Origin of the sequence: Streptomyces sp. NPDC044571, assembly GCF_040647115.1 — a bacterium.
Lineage (GTDB): Bacteria > Actinomycetota > Actinomycetes > Streptomycetales > Streptomycetaceae > Streptomyces.
This window is the reverse complement of sequence record NZ_JBEZBN010000003.1, coordinates 42,519-64,709: the sequence shown is the minus strand read 5'-3', so window position 1 is coordinate 64,709 and position 22,191 is coordinate 42,519. Positions and strand designations below refer to the sequence as shown.

Here is a 22,191-nt window from a genome sequence, read left to right as displayed (position 1 = left end):
CTCCCCGCCATCCGCGTCTCCCGGCCCGTCCGCCGAACGGAAGCCGCCCACCGGGAGACGCCCACCGGAAGACCGCGCCCGCCGGAAATCCCGGGCGGCGTCGCAGGCCCCCGGCTAGGGTCCCGATCATGACTTCCGCCGTGATCCGCGCCCTGATCCCGCCCCTTTCCGAAGCCGACGCGCGGGCCTGGTCCGCCGTCGTGGCCGGTGCCCACGCCGCCGACCTGCCGGGTGTACCCGCGCCGACCCCGGTGGAGATCGCCGGGCGGCTGCGGATCCCGTCCGTGAACAGCCGCTTCGCCCTGTGGGCCGCCGAGGAGGGAGTCGCCGCGCTCCAGCTGTTCACGGACGCGGGCAACGCGCACACCGCCCACCTCGACGCGCTGGTGGTACGGCCCGGTGCCCGGCGCAGGGGCCTGGGCACGGTCCTGTGGGAGCGGGTCCGGGCCGAGCTGGTGGCGCAGGGCCGCAGCTCGGTCAGCACCGTCCTGGACCTCGGCGGCCCGGGCGAGGCCTTCGCGAGCTCGCTGGGCTTCCGCAACGTCCTGCCCCTGGCCTGGTACGTCCAGCAGGTGCCCGGCCGCGCGACCGACCAGGTGCCCGGTCGCCGGGGGGAGGCCGCCCGGACGCCCGGCTACGAGCTGGTGCTCTGGGACGGGCTCGTACCCGACGCCTGGGCGGCCGCCGCGGCGACGGCCCACGGGGCGATGGAGGACGCGCCGAGCGGGGACATGGACGCCCGCCCGCCGGTCTGGACGCCCGAGCGCCTGCACACCGTGCAGCAGGTGGTGCTGGACCGGGGCGGCCGGATGCTGATGGCGGCGGCCGTCACCCCGGACGGCGAAGTGGCCGCGTACACCTCGCTGGTCCTCCTCGACCCGGTCGGCCCGCGCGCCCTCCAGTACGACACCGTCGTCGTCCCCGCCCACCGCGGCCGGGGCCTCGGCCGCGCCGTCAAACTGCACATGCTGGCCCAGGCCCCCGCCCGCTGGCCCTCCCTGCGGGAGATCGGCACCTCGGTCGCGGACGAGAACACGCCCATGCGCGCGGTGAACGAGGCCCTGGGCTACCGCCGCGAACGCGCGGCGGGCGTCTTCCAGCTCAGCCTCTAGCCGCCCGGTCCTCCGCCGGCACCGGGGCGGCCGCCCACGAGGACAGCAGGCGCAGGGCGTCCGCCGACGGGGAGCCGGGGGCGGCATGGAAGGCGACCAGGGACTGCTCGGGGTCGTCCGGCAGCGTCAGCGTCTCGAAGGACAGCTCCAGCTCGCCGACCAGCGGATGCCTCAGCTGCTTCACGCCGTGCGACTTGTCCGCCACCGTGTGCGCCGCCCACAGCCGGCGGAACTCCTCGTTCTTCACCGACAGCTCGCCGACCAGCGCGGGCAGCTGCTCGTCCTCGGGGTGCCGGCCGGCGTACATGCGCAGGTTGCTCACCACCTCGCAGGCCCGGCACTCCCACTCCGCGTACAGGGCCGAGGTCGCCGGATCCAGGAACACCAGCCGCACGAGATTGCGCTCCTGCGGCGGCAGCGCCCCGAAGTCGCCGAACACCGCCACCGCCAGCCGGTTCCAGCCGATCACGTCCTGCCGCCGCCCCACCAGGTACGCCGGTACGCCCTCCATCGCCTCCAGCAGCGTGCGCAGCTGCGGGCGCACCTGCTGCGGGCGGTGCGGCCGGTTGCGCTGCCTGCGGGGGCGGGGCCGGGCCAGGTGGGTCAGGTGGGCCGTCTCCGTGCCGTCCAGGCGCAGCGCCCGGGCGATCGCGTCCAGCACGTCCGCCGACACGTTCTGCCCGTGGCCCTGCTCCAGCCGCGTGTAGTAGGCCACCGACACCCCCGCCAGCTGCGCCAGCTCCTCGCGGCGCAGGCCCGGCACCCGCCGGTGGCGGCCGTGGTCGGGCAGGCCGACGTCCTCGGGGCGCAGCCGGGCGCGGCGGGTGCGCAGGAACTCGCCCAGTTCGGTGCGCTGATCAAGCTGGTCCATACGGCCAGTATCCCGGGACGGCCCGTGGCGGCGGCGGGTGCGTGCCTGACCCCGTCAAGGGTAGGACTGCCAGTCCTAGGCAGGGCAGGGGGCTGGGTGGCAGGGCCGGTGTCCGGCATCGTGGGGTCCATCCCCAGGATCTTTCCGCCGTGTGAGGAGCGCACCCCCATGTCCGACACCCAGGACACCCGGACCACGACCACGCAGACCACGCCGCTCACCGAGGTCGCCGCCTACGCCGCACCCGCCGCCAAGGCCCCGCTGGAGCGCACCACCGTCCCGCGCCGCCCCGTGGGCGCGCACGACGTCCTCATCGAGATCAAGTACGCCGGCATCTGCCACTCCGACATCCACCAGGCCCGCGACGGCTGGGGCGAGGGCATCTACCCGATGGTCCCGGGCCACGAGATCGCCGGCGTCGTCACCGAGATCGGCCCGGAGGTCACCGGATTCGCGGTGGGCGACCAGGTCGGCGTCGGCTGCTTCGTGGACTCCTGCCGGGAGTGCGAGTACTGCCTGCGCGGCCAGGAGCAGTACTGCGTCCGGGGCATGACCGGCACCTACAACGCCCGTGACAAGCAGGGCGAGCCCACGTACGGCGGTTACTCCACGCACATCGTCGTCGACGAGAACTACACCGTCCGCATCCCCGACGGCCTCGCCCTCGACGCCGCCGCGCCGCTGCTGTGCGCGGGGATCACCTTGTACTCCCCGCTCAAGCACTGGCAGGCGGGCCCCGGCAAGAAGGTCGCGATCGTCGGGCTCGGCGGCCTCGGCCACATGGGCGTGAAGATCGCGAACGCGCTGGGCGCCGAGGTCACCGTCCTGTCGCAGTCGCTGCGCAAGAAGGAGGACGGCCTGCGGCTGGGCGCCTCCCACTACTACGCCACCAGCGACAGGACGACCTTCGAGGAGCTGTCCGGCACCTTCGACCTGGTCATCTCGACCGTCTCGGCCCCGATCGGCCTCGACGCCTACCTCGACCTGCTGAAGGTCGACGGCGCGCTGGTCAACGTCGGCGCCCCGGAGGAGCCGGTCGAGCTCAACCTGTTCTCCGTCATCGGCGGCCGCAAGACCCTGGCCGGCTCGATGATCGGTGGCATCGCCGAGACCCAGGAGATGCTGGACTTCTGCGCCGAGCACGGACTCGGCTCGGAGATCGAGCTGATCCGCGCCGACCAGATCAACGAAGCGTACGAGCGGGTCCTGGCGAGCGACGTCCGCTACCGCTTCGTCATCGACGCGGCGACGATCTGAGCCCGCCGGCGGCCATGTCCCGGGGCCACGCCCCGGGACCACGGCGCCCGGTGGCACCGCGCAGGGCCGGACGACCGCACGGCGCGGGGCCGACGGGCCTTATTCCCAGCCGCTCAGTGCGCGCTCTGCGTTGTCGGCCAACTCCTTGTAGGTCACGACGTCGACGCGACTCATGTGAGTGTTGAGTGTGCGCAGCGCTTCATTGATGTCCTCCTCGGCCACGTCCGGCTGTACGGAGGGGTGGCCGATCAATACGAGAGCGCTCGCCCGGCGCGTTTCGATGCCCAGTTCATCCCTGATCCGGAGGCGGTGTTCGTCCAAGCCGACCAGGTAGTTGACTGCCTGGCTCACTGCGTCGTGCACTTCAGCCGTCGGCACCCAGCATCCCCGGTGTCTCTTGACCAGGGAGCCACGAAGGCTCATGGAGCGCTTCAACTCCACGATGTGGAGGGAGCCGTCCCCGCGGATCAGCGGGATGTCGACCTCGTCTCCGGGCACGAGTCTGCGCTGCACCGCTTGGCTTGCGAACTGTCCACCGAAGATCCAGTACTGCCCATCCAGCGCGCGTTGCAGGTCTCCCTCGCTCGCTCCGGGATCTTCGACCGTCTTGCGCAGTTTCTTGAGGCCCTGCCGGTGCCGCTGGACTTCTGCCGCCTGCAGGAGCAGTTGGCCCTCCTTGTCCGCTGCCAGGATCGCCAGAGCGTCAGGGGACATCACGATGCGGCGGGCAGCCTGCTCCGGGTCTTCCACATCCACCCGCCCGTGGAAGACCTGCTCAAGCCACGCGGCCACCTCGCTGCTGCCGCGAAGGATCCGATACCGCCCGGGGCGCTCCTGCGACTGCTGCATGTACCGTGCGTCCCGACCGACGGCCTTGACATGGGCGAGCACCTCGCTCGGGTTCGCCTCAGGGTGCTGACCGAGGTAGTCGTCAGCCAGTTGCGCGAAGAATTCCAACGTCGCAGAGAGCGTCCGCGCCAAGTAGTCCTGGTGAGAGCTCAACGGCTGTGTCGATCGCTGGAACAGCCGGTACCGCTCTTCGAAGTCGGGCCGGAGAATGCGGCCTTCGGCGTAGTCCAAAGAGTCTTGGATCAGCCGCACGACCTGCCACTCATCCGTCGTAGCTGCCGCCCGGCGCACCTCTTCCAGCAGTGTGATGAGTGCTCTGCCGCCTCTGCGACTGCGGCTCCGGCCTCCAGTCATGTGCGTGAAGACGGCTTCGAGCGCATCCTTGACCAGGGGATCCAGGGCAAGCTCGGCGACGTGCTGCAGCTGAAGCTGCAGCGCAAAATCAGACCTCACATCCACGCGGACGAGTGTGGGGCCTGGCACTGACAGCGGGTGCATGAGCGGTGGGCGGGAGCAACGGCAGTCGGTCCCGCCCCCGGTGCTTCCGGTGGCATCGGCGTGACGCCGGTGCTCAGCCGTCGGCGGCGGCCACGCCGATCGGGCAGGAGACACCGGTGCCGCCGATGCCGCAGTAGCCGCCGGGGTTCTTGTCGAGGTACTGCTGGTGGTAGGGCTCCGCCGGCCAGAAGGGGCGGTCCGCGGACGGGAGGACCGCCGTGGTGATCGGGCCGTAGCCCGAGCCCGTCAGGACCTGCTGGTAGGCCTCCCGGGAGGCCTCCGCCGTGGCCTGCTGGGCGGGGGAGTGGGTGTAGACCGCGGAGCGGTACTGGGTGCCGACGTCATTGCCCTGGCGGAAGCCCTGGGTGGGGTCGTGGGACTCCCAGAACAGCTTGAGGAGGGCGGCATACGAGACCTGCGACGGGTCGAAGACCACGCGGACGACCTCGGTGTGGCCGGTCAGGCCCGAGCACACCTCCTCGTACGTCGGGTTCTCGGTGAAGCCGCCCTGGTAGCCGGCCAGGGTGGTCCACACCCCCGGCGTCTGCCAGAACTTGCGCTCCGCGCCCCAGAAGCAGCCCAGCCCGAAGTCGGCCACCTCCAGGTGGTCCGGGTAGGGGCCGGCCAGCGGGTTGCCGAGCACCGTGTGCTTCTCGGGCAGGCCGAAGGCGGGCTCCGCGCGGCCGGTCAGGGCCTCCTCGCGGGTGGGGAGCTCGGGCGTACGGCGGTACGAAAACATGGGTTCCTCCTCGTGGTCTTCCTTCAACGGGAAAGGGCGGGCCGGGATTCCTCCCGGCCCGCCCCTGCCCGCGGCGTCGGACTCACGTCATGTCCTCACCGCCCGCCGCCGCTCACAGGCCCGGAGTGACCTCGCGTACGCACCAGTCGCGGGCCGTCACGTACCGGTTCCGCGGCGAGGCCGCATAATTCCACGGAAGCGCGCCGACGTACCCGTCGATGTGCCGGAACTGCGCGACCGCCTCCTCGTCGCGGTCCTGCATCCACAGCATCCACGCCAGAAGGTGGCGCAGCCGCACCGCCCGCCGGTCGTCCGCGGAGGCGGCCGCCAGGTCGGCGAGCGCGGCGTCGACGGCGGCGAGGATCTCCGGTTCCTTGAGGAACACGTCCGCCTTGAGGTCCTTCTCGTAGGTCTGCTGCTCGAAGTACGCGATCAGCGGCAGCAGGGAGAGCAGCTCACCGGGTGCACCGGCGGCCGCCGACGTGCGGGCGAAGGCCAGTGCCAGCTCGTGGGAGCCGCGCCACTTCCGGCACCAGTACTGCAGGGCCGTGGTGTGCGCGCTGAGGATCTTCGGGTCGCGCCGGGTGATCTGCGCCCACAGCTCCTCGTACTGCTCGTGCGGGTAGCCGAGGCCCTGCGCGATCGGCTGCTCCACCATGTACGGGACCGGGTCGGCCGGGTCGGCCAGCCGCTGGGCCGCGTGCGCGGACTCCTGCGCCCTGAGCAGCAGCTCCCGGAAGAGCCGGAACTGCTCCTGCGTCGTGCGGCTGCCGGCCTGGCTGCCGCGCACGTTCCAGGCGACGTTCACGGCGGCGTCGGCGTCGACCAGGGCCGCAGTCGGGTCGGACGGGTGCTCCGCCCGCCAGGCCAGCAGGAACGCGTCGTCCTCCGCCGCGACCTCCGCCAGGGCGCGGACGCGCTGCCAGCGCTCCTCCCAGTCCGAGCCGGCCGCCGCGACGTAGGCGGCGCCGGCCGCCCAGTCGCCGGCGCGGACGGCCGCGACGGCCGCCGTCCGCTCCGGGGGCACCGGCTGGGCGTTCTCGGTGTCGAGGTCGGCCTCGGCGACGAAGCCCAGAGCGACGACCGCGGCCGCCTCCCGCGCCTTCTTCTCGGCCTTCTCCGCGTCGGTGGCCGCCGCCTTCTCCGCACCGGTCCCGGCCGGGCGGGTCTTCGTACGGGCGGTGATGAAGCGGTACGCGGCCCCGCCGAGCAGGAGGAGACCGAAGATGATCAGGCCGAGCATCAGACGAGCACCAGCTTTCGCAGCGGTTCGGTGTCGGGCAGGTCCGCCACGAACGCGTCCAAGGCGAGCTCCAGCCGGTCCTCGAACCCCTCGGCCGTGTACTGCAGGGCGGCCGAGTCGGACCAGGACAGCTGCCAGCGGGCCGCTCCGCGGGCCGTCAGCTCGGCGGTGACCAGCTGCTTCACGGCGCGTCGCAGGACGGGCCGGGCGAACTCGCGGGCGGCGCGGCCGGTGGCGGCCGCCGCCTCCTCGGACTTCGGGAAACGGTCGGCGATCCGCCAGCGCAGCGCCGGGTCGGCGTCGACCGCGTCCAGGAGGGCGGCCGGTTCCGGGGACGCGCCCTCGGCGACGACGGCCTCGCGGATGTCCTGCGCGCCCTGGCCGACGTAGCGGGTCATGCTCTCGTGGACGAGGTCCGCCCAGTCCACCCGGGTGAGCGCGAGTGCCTCGGGGGTCAGGACCGCCTGCTCCAGCGCGGCCAGCGCGGCCTCGGGGTCGGCCAGCAGCGCGAGCGCGGGACCGGCCTGCCCACCGCCGCGGCCGTCGTCCGGCAGGGCCTCGATGCGGGCGACCCGCTCGGCGAGCGCGGGGTGGGAGTCGTACGGGGAGGCCGGCTCCTGCGGCAGCTCGCTGCGCAGGCCGTCCAGCTCCTCCGTACGGGCGTCGAGCAGCTGCCGCAGGCCGCCGAAGACCTGGCCGGGGCGCGGCAGCAGGCCGGCGCCGACGCCCAGGGTGGCGTAGGAGTCCATGTAGAACTGGTGCGCGGGTGCCAGGACGTTCAGCTCGCGCAGGGCGGAGGCTGCGGAGTCGCGGCCGGCGACGCGGACGGAGGCCAGGTCGGCGGCGAGCTCCTGGCGGCGGCTTCCGGAGAGGGTGGCGCGCATGTAGAAGTGCGCGTACCCCGTGTAGATCTTCGCCATGGCGCGGTACATGGCGCCCTGGCCGGCCGTGTCGACCTCCTTGGCCTTCTTGCCCTTGGCGAGGCGCTTCTCGGCGGCCTTCTCCTGGCGGACCCGCTCCTTGGCGACCTTGGTGTCGGCGCGGTCGTGGAAGTGCCCGATGGTGCGGATCAGCTGGGCGCGGCCGCGGGCGATCAGCGGGGTGAGGCGGGTGTCGAGGTTGGCGTAGTGGCCCATCTCGTGGGCGAGCACGGCGCGCAGCTGCATCTCGTCCAGGCCCGTCATCAGCGGCAGGCCCAGGTAGAGGCGCCGGGTGCCGGGCAGCAGGCCCAGCAGTCGGGCGTCCTCGCCGACGGCCGCGTTGACCTCGTCGATCAGCAGGATCTCGTCGGGGGCGCGGGTGCCGACCTGGGCGGCGATCTCGCGGACGGTCCGCCACAGGACGGGCTCCTGCTGCTCGGTGACGAGGACGCCGGGCTGCGGCTCGCCCTTCGGGGTGCGCAGCATGAACATGCCGCGCACGATCGGGACCGCGAGGACCACCGAGACGATGAGGATCTTGCCGGCGATGCCGCCGTGCAGCCAGGTGACGGTGGCCCAGTCGACGGCCGCGAGGACGGCGAGCAGGACGAGGCTCAGCAGGTAGAAGCCGGCGAGCAGAACGAGGGCGCGCAGCGCGCGCAGTGAAGCGCCCATATGGACGGGGTCCCCCCACGGGATGAAGTGGTGCAGGTGTCGGGCACGGCACGCGGTGCGCCGCGGTGCACGGCTCGGGCCGTGCTCGGCGCATCATGCGCGGTACCGGTCACTTACAGCAACCTTATGGCCGAGGGGGTCGGCGGCGGGGCCGCCGGGCTGCGGCCGGGCCCTGTCCTGCCGGCTCAGTGCGGCAGGGTCGCCGGGGAGCCGCCGTTCGCCTCGTAGCCCGCCACCGCCAGCGCGCGGTAGACCGCGTACTGCGCCGCCGGATCCGCCGAGACCGACCACGGCAGGGCGCCCACGTACCCGTCCACGTGCCGGACCTGCTCCATCGCCTCCGCCCAGCGCTCCATCGGCACCAGGAACGACAGCAGCATGTGCCGTACGTGCGCCAGCATCGGGTCGTCCGGGCGCGCCGTGTGCACCGCGTACAGCGCACCCTCCACCGCCCGCGCCACGACGGCGCCCCGCCAGAAGTTGGTCAGGACGACCTCGGGGATGTGCTCGTACACCGCGAACAGCGGCAGCGCCGCCAGCAGCGAGCCCTGCGGGGCCCGGGCCGCCGCGGCGTGCGCGAAGGCGTCGGCCTGCTCCCGCGAGCCGTGCCACTTCTCGCACCAGTAGTGCAGGGCCGCCAGATGCGCGCCCATGTGCGCCGGAGCCACGTCGATGATCTTCGCCCAGAGCGCGTCGAACTCCGCCTCCGAATACCCCAGCGCCCGCGCGACCGCCAGCTCCGTGATGTGCGGGACCGGGTCGCCCGGGGCCAGCAGCGCCGCCTTGCGGCACGCCTCCCGGGCCTCCTCCAGGATGATCCGGTGGTCCGCCGAGCCCACCCCGCCCGAATGCCGCCACGCCTGCTGCACCAGCAGCTCGGCGTGAACCTGGGCCCCGCCCGCGTCCTTCTCGGCCTCCAGCCGCCACGCCTTCAGCCACTGCGCGCCGCTGCCCGGCTGCCGGACGAGCTCCAGCGCCGCCGCCCCGCCGAAGGCCTGGACCCGCTGCCAGCGCAGCTCCCCCTCCTTCGGGGTCCCGGCCAGCAGCTGCGACGCCGCCTGCCACCGCCCGGTGCGCTGCACCGCCTCCAGCGCGTCCATCAGGTCCTCGTCGGGCCCCGGGACGCGGACGTCCAGCTGCTCCTGGCGGGCGAAGCCGTAGTTCTCGGGGTCCGCCGCGTCGGGGCTGCCGGGCTCGACGAGCCGCAGGCCGCCCCGCCTGCGCCGCAGGTACGGGCTGAAAGCGGCCAGCAGCAGGCCCACCGCGAGCAGGAACCAGAGAATCTCCATGGCCCCCAGCGAACCAGACCACCGGGGTCAAACGCCAATGCGAAAGAGGCCCGCGGCGCAAGCGGGGCATAGCATCTGCCTCATGAGCGACGACAGCCACGAGCACCAGAGCTTCGAGACCCGCGCGATCCACGCGGGCAACACGGCGGACCCCCTGACGGGTGCGGTCGTACCCCCGATCTACCAGGTGTCCACGTACAAGCAGGACGGGGTCGGCGGACTGCGCGGCGGTTACGAGTACAGCCGCAGCGCCAACCCCACCCGGACCGCGCTGGAGGAGAACCTCGCGGCGCTGGAAGGCGGCCGGCGCGGCCTCGCCTTCGCGTCCGGGCTCGCCGCCGAGGACTGCCTGCTGCGTACGCTGCTCACCCCGGGCGACCACGTGGTCATCCCCAACGACGCCTACGGCGGAACCTTCCGCCTCTTCGCGAAGGTCGTCTCCCGCTGGGGCGTCGAGTGGTCGGTGGCCGACACCTCGGACCCGGACTCCGTACGCGCCGCCCTCACCCCGAAGACCAAGGCCATCTGGGTCGAGACCCCCTCCAACCCGCTGCTCGGCATCACCGACATCGCCGTCGTCGCCGACATCGCGCGCACGGCCGGCGCCAAGCTGGTCGTCGACAACACCTTCGCCTCGCCCTACCTCCAGCAGCCCCTCGCCCTGGGCGCCGACGTGGTCGTGCACTCCCTGACCAAGTACATGGGCGGCCACTCCGACGTCGTCGGCGGCGCCCTCGTCACCGCCGACGCGGCGCTCGGCGACGAACTGGCCTACCACCAGAACGCGATGGGCGCCGTGGCCGGCCCCTTCGACTCCTGGATCGTGCTGCGCGGCATCAAGACCCTCGCCGTCCGCATGGACCGCCACGCGGAGAACGCCGCCAAGGTCGCCGAGATGCTGACCCGCCACCCCAAGGTGCACACGGTCCTCTACCCGGGCCTGCCCGAGCACCCCGGCCACGAGATCGCCGCCAAGCAGATGCGCAACTTCGGCGGCATGATCTCCTTCCAGGTCACCGGCGGCGAGGCCGCGGCGGTCGAGGTCTGCAACCGCGCCAAGCTCTTCACCCTGGGCGAGTCCCTCGGCGGTGTCGAGTCCCTCATCGAGCACCCGGGCCTCATGACCCACGCCTCGGTGGCCGGCTCGGCCCTGGAGGTCCCCGCGGACCTGGTCCGCCTCTCCGTCGGCATCGAGAACGCCGACGACCTGATCGCGGACCTGACCCAGGCCCTGGGCTAGGACGAAGAGCGCGCCGCCGGGCGCGGGCTACCAGCCCTCCAGAGGCGGGGAGACATCGCTCGGCGGCACCTCCCACGGGTGGGCCAGCGAGGCCCACACCGCGAAGGCCACCGCAGCCGCGCACAGCAGCACCCAGCCGGCCCGGCGCAGCGCCCGGCGGCGCCGCAGCAGCCGGTCGCCCCGGGCCGCGGCGCTCGCCGCGAGCCCGGCCGGAACCACCGGGTACGGGCCCTCCATCAGCCGCCTGACCTGGGATTCCTTGCGGTCCGGGAGGCTCATACGGCCGTCTCCGCGGAGCGCATCACGGCCACCGCCCGGCTGCACAGCACCCGTACCCGCTCGACCGGCAGCCCCAGCTGCGCGGCGGTGACCTCCTCCGCGACGCCCTCGTACACGCGCAGCACGAGGACGAGCCGTTCCAGCGGGCCGAGCCGGGCGAGGACTCCCGGACCGCCGTGCAGGCGCCGACCGGTGCGGGCGAAGGCCGTGCACAGCTCCTGGCGCGTCGCGGCGTACGGGTCGTCGCCGCGCAGCCTGCGCCAGTTCGCGTACGTGTGCGCCAGCGCCCCCGCGAGCAGGCGCCGGGCGGCGACCGGCCGGTCCGGCGGCTCGGCCGTCAGCAGCAGGGCGACATGCAGGAGCCGGCCCGCCGCCCCCGCGACGAAGGCCTCGAACTCCGCGTAGCCGCCCGGCCGGTGGTCGTCCACAGGGCACATAGTGCGGGCAGCGCCACCGCCCCGGTCAAGGGGTCGTACGCACCCGGCTCGGGACCCGGATCGGCCCCCGGCTCGGGACCCGGCTCGGGACCCGGCCCGGGATCTGGTTCGGGACCGGGCAGGACCGGCTCAGGAGGCCGGGCCGGCCTCCGCGACGGCGCCCATCAGCTCGGACAGGGAGACGTTGAAACGGGTCAGCAGCGCGGTGAACGACTCGCGCTCCTCCTCGGTCCAGTCGTCCGTCACCCGGGCCATCAGCTCGCGCCGCGAGGAGCGCACCTCCTCCAGCCGCGCCTGCCCCCGCGGGGACAGCGCGAGGACCACGGCCCGCCCGTCCTCCGGGTGCGAGGTGCGCTTGACCAGGCCGCTGTCCACCAGCGGCGCGACCTGACGGGTCACGGTGGAGGAGTCGATGCCCATGCCGCCCGCGAGCGCCTTGACACCCATCGGGCCTTCCAGGTCGAGCCGGTTCAGCAGCAGGTAGGCGGCCCGGTCCATCGAGTTGCGGGCCTGGCCGACCCCGCCCAGGCGGGTCTGCTCGGCGCGGCGGGCGAAAACGGCCACCTGGTGCTGGAGCGCGTCGAGGAGACCGGCTTCGGCGGGCGTCTCGGCCGCCTTGGACAGGTCGGAATTGGCCGGGATGGAGGGCATGGCCGTGAGCTCTCTTCGCGTGGGGCCGACAAGGATGGGGGACAGAGTACGCGGCCGTGCGGGCGCTCGTACGCCGCGTACGAGAACTGGTACGGGCAGTGCGGACCCGGCCCGCGGACCTGTCCCGGATGGCGGGATTTCGCCCCTGTACGACCCCCCACCGCCGTCCTGAGCCGTGCCCCGCACGGGCTGCGAGACTTGCGGCATGAGCTACCGCGTGCCCCAGCCCGTCCCGCAGGTCATCCTCGACGACGTCCGGGGGGCCCAGAAGATGCTCTCCGGTGTCTCCCGGGTCACCCCGATGGAAGGCAGCAGGCACCTCTCCGCCCTCACCGGCTCCCCGGTCCACTTCAAGTGCGAGAACCTCCAGCGCACCGGCTCCTTCAAGCTGCGCGGCGCGTACGTGCGCATCGCGGGCCTGCGCCCCGAGCAGCGGGCCGCCGGCGTCGTCGCCGCCAGCGCCGGCAACCACGCGCAGGGCGTGGCCCTCGCCTCCTCCCTGCTCGGGGTCCACTCGACGGTGTTCATGCCGGTCGGGGCGCCCCTGCCCAAGGTGGCGGCGACCCGGGAGTACGGCGCCGAGGTACGGCTGCACGGGCAGGTCGTCGACGAGACGCTCGCGGCCGCCCAGGACTACGCCGACCGCACCGGAGCGGTCTTCATCCACCCCTTCGACCACCGCGACATCATCGCCGGCCAGGGCACGGTCGGCCTGGAGATCCTGGAGCAGTGCCCGGAGGTCCGCACGATCCTCGTCGGCATCGGCGGCGGCGGCCTCGCCGCGGGCATCGCCGTCGCCGTGAAGGCGCTGCGGCCGGACGTCAAGGTCATCGGGGTCCAGGCCGCCGGGGCCGCCGCGTACCCGCCCTCGCTGAAGGCCGGGCACCCGGTGTCGATCGACAACCCCGTGACGATGGCGGACGGCATCAAAGTCGGCCGCCCCGGCGACGTCCCCTTCAAAATCATTGGCGAACTGCTCGACGAGGTCCGTACGGTCTCCGAGGACGCGCTCTCCAGCGCGCTGCTGCTGTGCTTGGAGCGGGCCAAGCTCGTCGTCGAGCCGGCCGGCTGCAGCCCGGTGGCCGCACTGCTGAGCGAGCCCGAACTGTACGGCGGCGGTCCGGTCGTCGCCGTGCTGTCCGGGGGCAACATCGACCCGCTGCTCCTCCAGCGCATCCTGCGCCACGGCATGGCGGCCGCGGGCCGCTACCTGTCGCTGCGGCTGCGCGTGGCCGACCGGCCGGGGGCGCTGGCCGGACTGCTGGCCGTGTTGTCAGTGGTGGATGCGAACGTGTTGGACGTGAGCCACGTACGGACCGACCCGCGGCTCGGGCTCACCGAGGTGGAGGTGGAGCTGCACCTGGAGACGAAGGGTCCGGAACACTGCGCCGAGGTCGCGCGGTCGCTGCACAGCGCCGGGTACGGGGTCATGGGCTGAGTACCGGATCAGTGATGTGACAGTCCGCTGAGGAATACGAACACACTTCACACTGGGAGAACCTCTATGCCAGGCGCCATCTACGCCGAAGGCCTGGTCAAGACCTTCGGCGACGTCCGGGCTCTGGACGGCGTGGACCTCGATGTCCCCGAAGGCACCGTGCTCGGCCTGCTCGGCCCCAATGGAGCCGGCAAGACCACCACCGTGCGCGTCCTGACCACCCTCCTCAAGCCCGACAGCGGCAAGGCCGTCGTCGCCGGAATCGACGTCCTCAAGCACCCCAACGAGGTCCGCCGGGCGATAGGCCTCTCCGGCCAGTTCGCCGCCGTCGACGAGTACCTGACCGGCCGCGAGAACCTCCAGATGGTCGGCCGCCTCTACCAGATGAGCGCCAAGGCGGCCAAGGCCCGGGCGGGCGAGCTGCTGGAGCGCTTCAACCTCGCCGACGCCGCCGACCGCACGGCCAAGACGTACTCCGGCGGCATGCGCCGACGCCTCGACCTCGCCGCGGCCCTCGTCGTACGCCCGCCCGTGATGTTCATGGACGAGCCCACCACCGGCCTCGACCCGCGCAACCGCCAGCAGCTCTGGGACGTCATCCAGGAGCTCGTCGCCGGCGGCACCACCCTGCTGCTCACCACGCAGTACCTGGAGGAGGCCGACCACCTCGCCCACGACATCTGCGTGGTCGACCACGGCAAGGTCATCGCCCGCGGCACCTCCGACCAGCTCAAGGCCCGCACGGGCGGCGAGCGGGTGGAGGTCGTCGTCCACGACCGCGAGCGCATCGCCGACGCCGGCGCCGTCCTCGCGGGCTTCGGCAAGGGCGAGACCACCGTCGAGGAGCACACCCGCAAGCTCACCGTGCCGGTGACCGGCGGCGCCAAGCTGCTCGCCGAGGTCATCCGCGAGCTGGACGCCCGGGGCATCGAGATCGACGACATCGGCCTGCGCCGCCCCACCCTCGACGACGTGTTCATCTCCCTCACCGGCCACGCGGCCGCCCTGGCCGGCGAGGAGAACGGCGAGGCGCCACCGGAAGACGCCAAGGGCCGCAAGGCCCGGAAGGAGACGGCGAAGTGACCACCACCTCCCCGACCCCGGAGCTCACCGCCCCCCGCCCGCGCGGCGGCATCGCCCAAGGCGTCAGCGACTCCCTGGTGATCGCCAAGCGGAACCTGATCCGGATGTCCCGGATCCCGGAGATGATCATCTTCGGTGTCATCCAGCCGGTCATGTTCGTCGTGCTGTTCAGCTACGTCTTCGGCGGCTCGATCAGCGTCGGCGGCAACACCTCGCCGGCGGCCTACCGCGAGTTCCTGATGGCGGGCATCTTCGCCCAGACCGTCACCTTCGCCACGGCCGGTGCGGGCGCGGGCATCGCCGACGATATGCACAAGGGCCTCATCGACCGCTTCCGCTCGCTGCCGATGGCCCGCGGTGCGGTCCTGACCGGCCGCACGCTCGCCGACCTCGTCCAGACCACGCTCACCGTGGTCGTCCTGGCCGTCGTCGCCCTGATCGTCGGCTGGCGTACCCACGAGAACTTTGCCAAGGTGCTCGCCGGCTTCGGCCTGCTGCTCCTGCTCGGCTACGCCTTCTCCTGGATCGGCGCCCTGATCGGCCTCTCGGTGCGTACCCCGGAGGCGGCCACCTCCGGCGGGCTGATCTGGCTCTTCCCCCTGACGTTCATCTCGAACGCCTTCGTCCCCTCCGACAATATGCCGGCCTTCCTGCGGCACATAGCGGAGTGGAACCCGTTCAGCGCCACCGTCCAGGCCGCCCGCGAGCTCTTCGGCAACCTGCCGCCCGGCTACGAGGCGCCCCAGGCCTGGCCGATGCAGCACCCGGTTCTCGCATCCGTCCTGTGGTCGCTGCTGATCATCGCGGTCTTCCGCACCCTGGCGGTCCGCAAGTACCGCTCGGCCACCGCGTAGCGCGCGCCCCGCACAATGCAGGAGCCCCCGCCGGATTACTCCGTCGGGGGCTCCTGCGTGTCCGAGGGTGATCAGCCGGTGAACGGCTTGACGTCCAGGATCTTGACCGTGGCCTTCTTGCCGTTCGGCAGCTCGTACTCGGCGTCCTCGCCGATCTTCTTGCCGAGCACCCCGGTGCCCAGCGGGGACTGCGGGGAGTACGTCTCGAAGTCCCCGGACGCGTACTCGCGCGAGGCGAGCAGGAAGGACATGGTGTCGTCCTCGTCGCCGTCGAAGGCGATCGTGACGACGGTGCCCGGGGCCACCTCGCCCTCTGCGGCGGGGGCGGTGCCGACCTTGGCGTTCTCCAGGAGCTGCGTCAGCTGGCGGACGCGGAGCTCCTGCTTGCCCTGCTCCTCCTTGGCCGCGTGGTAACCGCCGTTCTCCCGCAGGTCGCCCTCTTCGCGGGCGGCTGCGATCTTCGTGGCGATCTCCGTGCGTGCGGGACCAGAGAGGTAGTCCAGCTCGGCCTTCAGCTGGTCGTACGCCGCCTGGGTCAGCCAGGTGACGCTCTCGCTCGTCTGGGTCACGGGTGCTCCTCGTCGGTACAGGGGACTACATGGCCGCCAGCGGCGGGCGAAACCACGAGCCTAACAATTCGGGAAGAAAAGGGGGAGGACACCATGGGTATGAAGTGTGTCATTGGGCCCGGTGGGCGGTACGTGCCCGATGGGTCCGCCGGAGCGGCCGCGGGGCCGCAGCCGCCCGGTGCAGGGCTGGTCAGCGGGCCTGGCCCTGCGGGCCGGCCGCCTGGCAGCCGACCAGTTCGATCATCACGGCGCGGCCGGTCGTCCGCAGCGAGACGACCTCGTCCACCCGCGAGTCCTCCTGCCCGAAAGTGAAGTCCGCACGCCCGACCTCGCCATGGTCCTTGTCCTGGGAGCTCAGGGTGCACACGCCGGTCACGGAGGGGTCCTTGCGCACCTCCAGGTGCACCTTCACCTCGGTGTCGGACACCACCTGGAACTTGATCACCTCGGCGCTGACGCTCTGCCCGGCCACGTAGTCCCAGCCGATCCAGCCGACCACCGCGAGCAGCCCGACCCCGAGGGCCGACCCGACGATCTTCAGCCGCCGGTCCGCACGCTGGTCCCCGGACCGCCCGTAGCGACCCTCGGGCAGTCCCTCGCGCACCGCGCTCATGATCTTTCCTTCCGAGAGGGCCGGGTCGCCGCCGATTCCGGGGCCACCCCGGAATTTTTCCACCCCCCGATTCGGTCACTATAGGAGGCGTCCGCCCTGACGAATCACAGAGGATCCTGTCTTGACCGAGCAGCTTCGACTGATGGCCGTCCATGCCCACCCCGACGACGAGTCGAGCAAGGGCGCGGCCACCATGGCCAAGTACGTGTCCGAGGGGGTGCCCGTGCTGGTGGTGACCTGCACCGGCGGCGAGCGCGGCTCGATCCTCAACCCCAAGCTCCAGGGTGACAAGTACATCGAGGAGAACATCCACGAGGTGCGCCGCAAGGAGATGGACGAGGCGCGCGAGATCCTCGGCATCCAGCAGGAGTGGCTCGGCTACGTCGACTCCGGCCTGCCCGAGGGCGACCCGCTGCCGCCGCTGCCGCAGGGCTGCTTCGCCCTGGAGGACGTGGACGAGGCCGCAGGGCGGCTGGTGCAGAAGATCCGTGCCTTCCGGCCGCAGGTCATCACCACGTACGACGAGAACGGCGGCTACCCGCACCCCGACCACATCATGACCCACAAGATCTCGATGGTGGCCTTCGAGGGCGCGGCCGACACCGAGAAGTACCCGGAGGCCGAGTTCGGCCCGGCGTACCAGCCGCAGAAGCTCTACTACAACCAGGGCTTCAACAAGCCGCGCACCATCGCCCTGCACGAGGCGCTGCTCTCGCGGGGCATGGAGTCCCCTTACGGGGAGTGGCTGGAGCGCTGGAAGGAGTTCGAGCGCACCGAGCGGACGCTCACCACGCACGTGCCCTGTGCGGAGTTCTTCGAGATCCGCGACAAGGCCCTGATCGCGCACGCCACGCAGATCGATCCGGACGGCGGCTGGTTCCGTGTCCCGATGGAGATCCAGAAGGAGGTCTGGCCCACGGAGGAGTACGAGCTCGCGAAGTCGCTCGTCGACACCTCCCTCCCCGAGTCCGACCTGTTCGCGGGCATCCGGGAGAATGCTCAGTCATGAGCGCTACGCAGGCAGCACTGACCCAGCTCCTCCCGCTGGCGGGTGACACCTTCGACAAGAACAAGGTGACGCCCGGCCTCCTGGGCTTCATCGTGTTCGCGGCCCTCGCCCTTGGCGTGTGGGGCCTGATGAAGTCGATGAGCCGGCACATGAACCGCGTCGACTTCGAGGAAGCCCCGGACCCGGCGGCCCAGCCGGCCGGCGGCCGGCCCACCCCGTAGGGAACGCCCCGGGACGCGCCGCCCCGCCGACCGGCGGGGCCGCCCCGCCGCCCCGCCGACCGGCGGGGCCGCCCCGCCGCCCCGCCGACCGGCGGGGCGGCGGCTTCCGTGTGCCGCCGTCCCCGCCGCCCCGGGCCCGGGCCTCTCAGGGAGCGGCCGGCGGCGGCAGCGGGACCCCCATGATCTCCCGCGAGTGCAGGTTCGGGACCATCCCCAGGCGCCAGGCCTGCCAGTCCTCCGCCGGGTCCACACCCCGTCCCAGGGCCACCGCGTACGCGTCGAGGCAGTCCTCCAGCCGGCCGTCCCGCATCGGGTGCGGGGCATCGGCCAGCCTGGCCAGCTCGGTGCGGGCCTCCTCGGCGCCACCGCCCGGGACCGCGTACGGCAGCAGCGTGCAGCGCAGGAAGCGGGCCCAGTCCTCGCCGCGCCGGTCTCCGTACGAGATGAACAGCCGGGCCGCCTCCTCGCACAGGCCGAGCGCCTGCGCCACCCGCCCGTTGCCCGCGTCGACCACTGCCAGCTCCAGGCAGGTCCAGGCCTCGCCGTGGGCCAGGGAGATCCGCCGGAAGTCGGCCCGCGCGTCCACCAGCAGCTGCCGCGCGAACCCGGAGTTCTTCAGGTTCCCCGTCTGCGCGGCGCGCTGGTCGCGGGTGACGCGGCCCGAGTGGTGGCGGGCGTGGGCCAGCCCGTACACGTCCCGCATCCGCGAGAACATCGTGCGGGACCGTTCCAGCTCCCGGACCGCCTGGTCGCGTTCGCCGCTCTCCTCCAGCGCCTGGCCCAGGTAGTACAGCGTCCACGCCTCGCCGCGCGCGTCCTCCGCCTCCCGGTGCCGGGCCAGCGCCTCCCGCAGGCGTTCCACCGCCGGTCCGGGATCGCCGGCCACCACCCGGGCCCGGCCCAGCTGGGTCAGCGCCCAGGCCTGGCCGCGGTCGTCGCGGGTGCGGCCGTACAGGTCGAGGGCCAGGCGCAGCTCCTCCTCCGCCCGCGGGACCTCGCCGAGCCGCAGGTGGACCTGGCCGAGCTGGAAGTGCGCCCAGGCCTCGCCGTGGACGCTCTCGCTCTCGCGGTGCAGGGCGAGGGACTGCTCCAGCAGCGTCATCGCCTCGGCCAGGTGGGCCCGGTCCCGTTCGACGGCCGCCAGTGCGTGCAGGCCCCACGCCCGGTCGCCCGCCAGCTTGTCCGGTTCCTGGAGGACGAGCGCCTCCCGGATCCGGGCCGCGGCCTCCGGGAGCTGGCCCTGGTGGTGCAGGGTGATGCCGAGGGAGATCAGCGCCATGGCGGCGCCGGCGTCCTGCTGGGCCTCGCGGTACTGGTCGACCACCGAGGTCAGCGTGGTGCGGGCCTTGTCCAGTTCGCCGAGCTGGCGGGCCGCGATACCGGTGCGCCACTGCACCGACCGCACGAGCCGGCCCTGGCCGGGCCCCTGGTCCACGGCCCGCATCAGCTCGTCGATCTCGCCGAGCCGGTACAGGTCGCCGCGCAGCAGGCAGAAGTCGCACAGCGCGCCCAGCAGGTCGAGTACGGCGTCCTGGTCGACGCCTTCCGAGTGGCGCAGCGCGGCCGTGATGAAGCTGGACTCGTCGTCCAGCCAGCGCAGCGCCGCGTCCAGCGAGGCGAAGCCGTGCCCGCCGAAGTGGTGGGCGCGGGTGGACGTCTTCCCGTCGACCATCCGGATCACGGAGTCGGCGAGCTGCGCGTAGTTGCGGATCAGCCGCCCGTGCGCGGCGGTGGCCTGCGCCCGGTCCTCGTCCGCGGCCAGGCGCGCGGCCGCGTACGAGCGCACCGCGTCGTGCATCCGGAAGCGCTCCCCGCGGACGTGGTCCAGCAGCCCGGCCTGCGCCAGCTCGCGCAGCAGCAGCCCGGCCTGGGCCTGGTCGGCGTCGATCAGCGCGGCCGCGGCGGAGGGGCCGAGCGAGGCCCGGCCGGCGAGGGTCAGGCGCCGCAGCAGCCTGCGTCGGTCTTCGGGCAGGGCGGCGTAGGCCAGGTCCAGGGCGTCGTCGAGGCTGCCCGGCCCGTGGGCCGGGCCGTCCGGGCCGGCGGCGCCGACCGGGGCCAGGACGCGCAGCGCCAGCGGCAGGCCGTCGGCGAGCGCGAGCAGGCCGGGCAGGGCGTCCGCCGCGTACGGGGCCGCGTCGGCGGCCTCGGCTCCGGCGCGGAGCAGTGCGGCGGCCTCCGGCTGCGCCAGGCGCTCCACCGGCAGCTGGTGCACCCAGGCCGCCAGGTCCCCGGGCAGCTCCAGCGGCTCGCGGGCGGTGACCAGCACCAGGCTCTCGGACCGCTCGGGCACCAGCGTCCGTACCTGCGCCGCGTCCGAGGCGTCGTCCAGGATCACCGTGACGGGCAGCCCTTGGAGGTGCTGGTGGTACAGCTCGCCCAGGCGCCGGACCTGCTGCTCCGCGGAGGAGCCTTCGCGGAACAGCAGCTGCTCGCGGGGGGCGCCGAGCCGGTTGAGCAGGTGCAGCAGTGCCTCCCTGGTCGGCAGGGGGGCCTCCCCGCTCAGGGAGCCGCCGCGCAGGTCCACCACGCACGCCCCGCGGAACTGGTCGCGCAGCGCGTCCGCGGCCCGCAGGGCCAGCGCGGTGCGCCCGACTCCCGGCTCGCCGTGCAGGACGACCACCACCGGGCGGGTCTCCGTACTGGCCCGGGCTGCCTGCACCCACTGCGCGATCCGGGTCAGCTCGGTGCGCCGACCGGTGAACGCGGCCTCTGGCTCCGGGAGTTGGCCGAAGGACTGCTCCAGTACACTGCGCCGTCGGGCTTGCGCACTGCGGTCGGCGCCCCGCAGCTGCGGGGTCGGCCGGGGCGCCCGCGCGGCGGCGGCCACCGTGCGCTGCTGCTCCAGGAACGGCCGTATCCCGCGGACCTCCAGCGCCGACAGCCACTGCAGCCTGAGCTGCTCCGCTCCGCCGGGCCGGCCGAGTTCCCCGGCCCGGCGGTTCGCGGCGGGCAGGTGGAGCGCGGTCACCTTGGCGACGGTGGCCACGGCGCCGGCGATGCCGGTGACGGCGCCGGCGGTCAGCGCGGCGCCGGCCGCCACGCCGAGCGCGAGGTCGGTCCCGGCGGCCGCGACGGCGGCAACGGCCGTCACCAGCAGGGCGGTCGAGGCGTTCCCGCGCCGGAACGCCTCGCCGAGGGACTGCTCCCCGGCCGCGGCCTCGTCCAGGGCCCGTGCGTACGCCTCGTACTCCTCGGCCGCGCTCGCGGCGAGCGCGTCCAGCGCCTCCCGGCCGCGGGCGAGGAGCGCCGCCGTGTCGACCGGTGCCCCCGCGGCCCGCCGCGCTTCCTCGTCCACGGCCCGTTCCAACAGCCGCTCGGCCTCACCGCGATGGCTGTCCCGCATCGGCATCCCCCTCAAGAGAGCTCCGGCAACGTGCGCCAAGTGTCCGCCGGGACGGGCGTCCGCGCGAGGAATCTGAGCTAGTTCAGAGGGAGTTGAGCCTTTCCCGGACAGCCGCGTGCATATATGTACGTTCCGAGGGGTGGGGCGGTGGACCGAGGTGGGGAAAGGCCTGTACGGGTGGCGGCCGTGCTGCTGATGCTGGTGCTGACGGGCTCGGGGTGCGCGCAGCCCCCGGCCGGCCGGGGATTCGAGGTGCGGTACGAGGCGCCTGCCGCGGCCGACGGCGCCGACGCGCGGTTCCTGCGGGAGCGCAGGACGGCGGAGCGGGCCGCGGACGCGCTGAACGCCTACCTCGACCTCCCGTACCGGGTCACCCTCATGGCCCGGTCCTGCGCCGGGGAGGGTTCGGGCTACGACCCGCAGGCCCGGCGCATCGAGCTCTGCTACGACGACCTCGCCGAGGACCGGGCCCTCTTCGAGGCGGCGGGCCGTCGGCCGGCCGGCGACGCGGTGGAAGCGGTGGTCGCCGAGACGGTCCACCACGAGGCGGGCCACGCCCTCGTCGACGCGCTCGACCTGCCGGTCGGCGGCGACCGGGCCGAGGAGGACGCCGCCGACCGCTTCGCCGCCCTGATGCTCCTGCGCGAGGGCCCGTCCGGCGAGGCGAAGCTCCGTACGGCCGCGGAGGCCTATGAACTGGCGGCAGCCGAAGGTCCCGGCTCCGGTCGCGACGAGCACGCCCCGCCCGCGACCCGCGCGGCCGCCCACCGCTGCCTCCTGTACGGCGCGGCTCCGGACCGCCACCCCGCACCGGCCGCCGGCGAGCAGGGCTGCGCCCCCTCCTGGCCGGAGGTCCGGGCGGAGTGGGAGCGGGCGCCGGGGCCGCTGCTCCGGAAGAGCCCGTAGGCTCCCGGAGCAAGATCAACACCTCGGGGATCCGGTGACGGTACGAGAGATACGCGCAGGGCGGCCCGGCTGGTGGGCCGCCGGGCCGCCCTGCG

21 protein-coding genes are annotated in these 22,191 nt (G+C 73.2%); 9 read left to right on the top strand and 12 right to left on the bottom strand.

All coding sequences use genetic code 11. The annotated features are described in order from the left end of the window. Positions 1 to 128 precede the first annotated feature (128 nt). Positions 129 to 1,112, top strand: coding sequence for a GNAT family N-acetyltransferase (locus tag AB0B01_RS02485; RefSeq protein ID WP_361712123.1), 984 nt, complete (start codon positions 129 to 131; stop codon positions 1,110 to 1,112). On the opposite strand, the gene AB0B01_RS02480 is transcribed toward AB0B01_RS02485, so the two are convergent. Next, the gene (locus AB0B01_RS02480) at positions 1,102 to 1,983 is read right to left on the bottom strand and encodes a helix-turn-helix transcriptional regulator (protein WP_361712122.1); all 882 of its coding nucleotides are present in this window, start codon (positions 1,981 to 1,983) and stop codon (positions 1,102 to 1,104) included. The two genes, AB0B01_RS02485 and AB0B01_RS02480, sit on opposite strands and share 11 nt — an antisense overlap. Positions 1,984 to 2,151: 168 nt before the next feature. Here AB0B01_RS02480 and AB0B01_RS02475 point away from each other — a divergent pair, with 168 nt between their 5' ends. After that, positions 2,152 to 3,240: an NAD(P)-dependent alcohol dehydrogenase gene (locus tag AB0B01_RS02475; protein ID WP_361712121.1), complete on the top strand. Its 1,089-nt coding sequence runs from the start codon at positions 2,152 to 2,154 to the stop codon at positions 3,238 to 3,240. 99 nt (positions 3,241 to 3,339) lie between these two features. Here AB0B01_RS02475 and AB0B01_RS02470 read toward each other — a convergent pair whose 3' ends face one another. The 5 genes from AB0B01_RS02470 to AB0B01_RS02450 all read right to left on the bottom strand — a co-directional run bounded on the left by AB0B01_RS02470 (position 3,340) and on the right by AB0B01_RS02450 (position 9,453). Beyond that, positions 3,340 to 4,548 carry a Shedu anti-phage system protein SduA domain-containing protein gene (locus tag AB0B01_RS02470; RefSeq protein WP_361712120.1) on the bottom strand — a complete coding sequence of 403 codons (1,209 nt, stop codon included), beginning with the start codon at positions 4,546 to 4,548 and terminating at the stop codon, positions 3,340 to 3,342. Positions 4,549 to 4,660: 112 nt separating this feature from the next. Further along, entirely contained in the window at positions 4,661 to 5,326 is a 666-nt protein-coding gene (msrA, locus tag AB0B01_RS02465; RefSeq protein WP_361712119.1) for a peptide-methionine (S)-S-oxide reductase MsrA, read from the bottom strand. Between the two features lie 112 nt (positions 5,327 to 5,438). Next, a complete protein-coding gene (locus tag AB0B01_RS02460; RefSeq protein ID WP_361712118.1) occupies positions 5,439 to 6,569 on the bottom strand; it encodes a hypothetical protein in 1,131 nt (376 codons plus the stop codon). Further along, on the bottom strand, positions 6,569 to 8,164 hold the full coding sequence (locus AB0B01_RS02455; protein ID WP_361712117.1) for a M48 family metalloprotease: 1,596 nt from the start codon (positions 8,162 to 8,164) through the stop codon (positions 6,569 to 6,571). Before AB0B01_RS02455 ends, AB0B01_RS02460 begins: the two co-directional genes overlap by 1 nt. A 185-nt stretch (positions 8,165 to 8,349) precedes the next feature. Beyond that, the gene (locus AB0B01_RS02450; RefSeq protein ID WP_361712116.1) at positions 8,350 to 9,453 is read right to left on the bottom strand and encodes a hypothetical protein; all 1,104 of its coding nucleotides are present in this window, start codon (positions 9,451 to 9,453) and stop codon (positions 8,350 to 8,352) included. Between the two features lie 82 nt (positions 9,454 to 9,535). Here AB0B01_RS02450 and AB0B01_RS02445 point away from each other — a divergent pair, with 82 nt between their 5' ends. Next, entirely contained in the window at positions 9,536 to 10,693 is a 1,158-nt protein-coding gene (locus tag AB0B01_RS02445) for a cystathionine gamma-synthase (protein WP_361712115.1), read from the top strand. A gap of 27 nt (positions 10,694 to 10,720) precedes the next feature. On the opposite strand, the gene AB0B01_RS02440 is transcribed toward AB0B01_RS02445, so the two are convergent. From AB0B01_RS02440 to AB0B01_RS02430, 3 genes are all read right to left on the bottom strand, one after another. Beyond that, positions 10,721 to 10,972: a hypothetical protein gene (locus AB0B01_RS02440; RefSeq protein WP_361712114.1), complete on the bottom strand. Its 252-nt coding sequence runs from the start codon at positions 10,970 to 10,972 to the stop codon at positions 10,721 to 10,723. Next, positions 10,969 to 11,400 carry a sigma factor-like helix-turn-helix DNA-binding protein gene (locus tag AB0B01_RS02435; RefSeq protein WP_361712113.1) on the bottom strand — a complete coding sequence of 144 codons (432 nt, stop codon included), beginning with the start codon at positions 11,398 to 11,400 and terminating at the stop codon, positions 10,969 to 10,971. Before AB0B01_RS02435 ends, AB0B01_RS02440 begins: the two co-directional genes overlap by 4 nt. A gap of 138 nt (positions 11,401 to 11,538) precedes the next feature. Then, positions 11,539 to 12,060 (bottom strand): MarR family transcriptional regulator, encoded by a 522-nt coding sequence (locus AB0B01_RS02430; protein ID WP_361712112.1) that lies wholly within the window; start codon positions 12,058 to 12,060, stop codon positions 11,539 to 11,541. Positions 12,061 to 12,265: 205 nt separating this feature from the next. Between AB0B01_RS02430 and ilvA the strand changes: the two genes are divergently transcribed. The 3 genes from ilvA (at position 12,266) to AB0B01_RS02415 (ending at position 15,435) form a co-directional block, all read left to right on the top strand. Then, positions 12,266 to 13,498 carry a threonine ammonia-lyase gene (gene ilvA / locus AB0B01_RS02425; protein ID WP_361712111.1) on the top strand — a complete coding sequence of 411 codons (1,233 nt, stop codon included), beginning with the start codon at positions 12,266 to 12,268 and terminating at the stop codon, positions 13,496 to 13,498. Positions 13,499 to 13,564: 66 nt separating this feature from the next. Then, on the top strand, positions 13,565 to 14,581 hold the full coding sequence (locus tag AB0B01_RS02420) for an ATP-binding cassette domain-containing protein (protein WP_361712110.1): 1,017 nt from the start codon (positions 13,565 to 13,567) through the stop codon (positions 14,579 to 14,581). Continuing rightward, positions 14,578 to 15,435: an ABC transporter permease gene (locus AB0B01_RS02415; protein WP_361712109.1), complete on the top strand. Its 858-nt coding sequence runs from the start codon at positions 14,578 to 14,580 to the stop codon at positions 15,433 to 15,435. The genes AB0B01_RS02420 and AB0B01_RS02415 overlap by 4 nt, the downstream gene beginning before the upstream one ends. A gap of 71 nt (positions 15,436 to 15,506) precedes the next feature. On the opposite strand, the gene greA is transcribed toward AB0B01_RS02415, so the two are convergent. Both greA and AB0B01_RS02405 read right to left on the bottom strand, forming a co-directional pair. Then, entirely contained in the window at positions 15,507 to 16,004 is a 498-nt protein-coding gene (gene greA / locus AB0B01_RS02410) for a transcription elongation factor GreA (protein ID WP_361712108.1), read from the bottom strand. Positions 16,005 to 16,194: 190 nt separating this feature from the next. After that, positions 16,195 to 16,617: a DUF4307 domain-containing protein gene (locus AB0B01_RS02405; RefSeq protein ID WP_361712107.1), complete on the bottom strand. Its 423-nt coding sequence runs from the start codon at positions 16,615 to 16,617 to the stop codon at positions 16,195 to 16,197. Positions 16,618 to 16,738: 121 nt separating this feature from the next. Between AB0B01_RS02405 and mca the strand changes: the two genes are divergently transcribed. Both mca and AB0B01_RS02395 read left to right on the top strand, forming a co-directional pair. Further along, complete coding sequence (mca, locus tag AB0B01_RS02400) at positions 16,739 to 17,626, top strand: mycothiol conjugate amidase Mca (protein WP_361712106.1); 888 nt, start codon at positions 16,739 to 16,741, stop codon at positions 17,624 to 17,626. Next, entirely contained in the window at positions 17,623 to 17,847 is a 225-nt protein-coding gene (locus tag AB0B01_RS02395) for a hypothetical protein (protein ID WP_361712105.1), read from the top strand. Before mca ends, AB0B01_RS02395 begins: the two co-directional genes overlap by 4 nt. Positions 17,848 to 17,992: 145 nt before the next feature. Here the strand turns inward: AB0B01_RS02395 and AB0B01_RS02390 are convergent, their stop codons facing one another. Then, a complete protein-coding gene (locus tag AB0B01_RS02390) occupies positions 17,993 to 21,190 on the bottom strand; it encodes a tetratricopeptide repeat protein (protein WP_361712104.1) in 3,198 nt (1,065 codons plus the stop codon). A 177-nt stretch (positions 21,191 to 21,367) separates the two neighbouring features. Here AB0B01_RS02390 and AB0B01_RS02385 point away from each other — a divergent pair, with 177 nt between their 5' ends. Further along, entirely contained in the window at positions 21,368 to 22,096 is a 729-nt protein-coding gene (locus tag AB0B01_RS02385) for a DUF4344 domain-containing metallopeptidase (RefSeq protein WP_361712103.1), read from the top strand. The last annotated feature ends 95 nt before the right edge of the window (positions 22,097 to 22,191 follow it).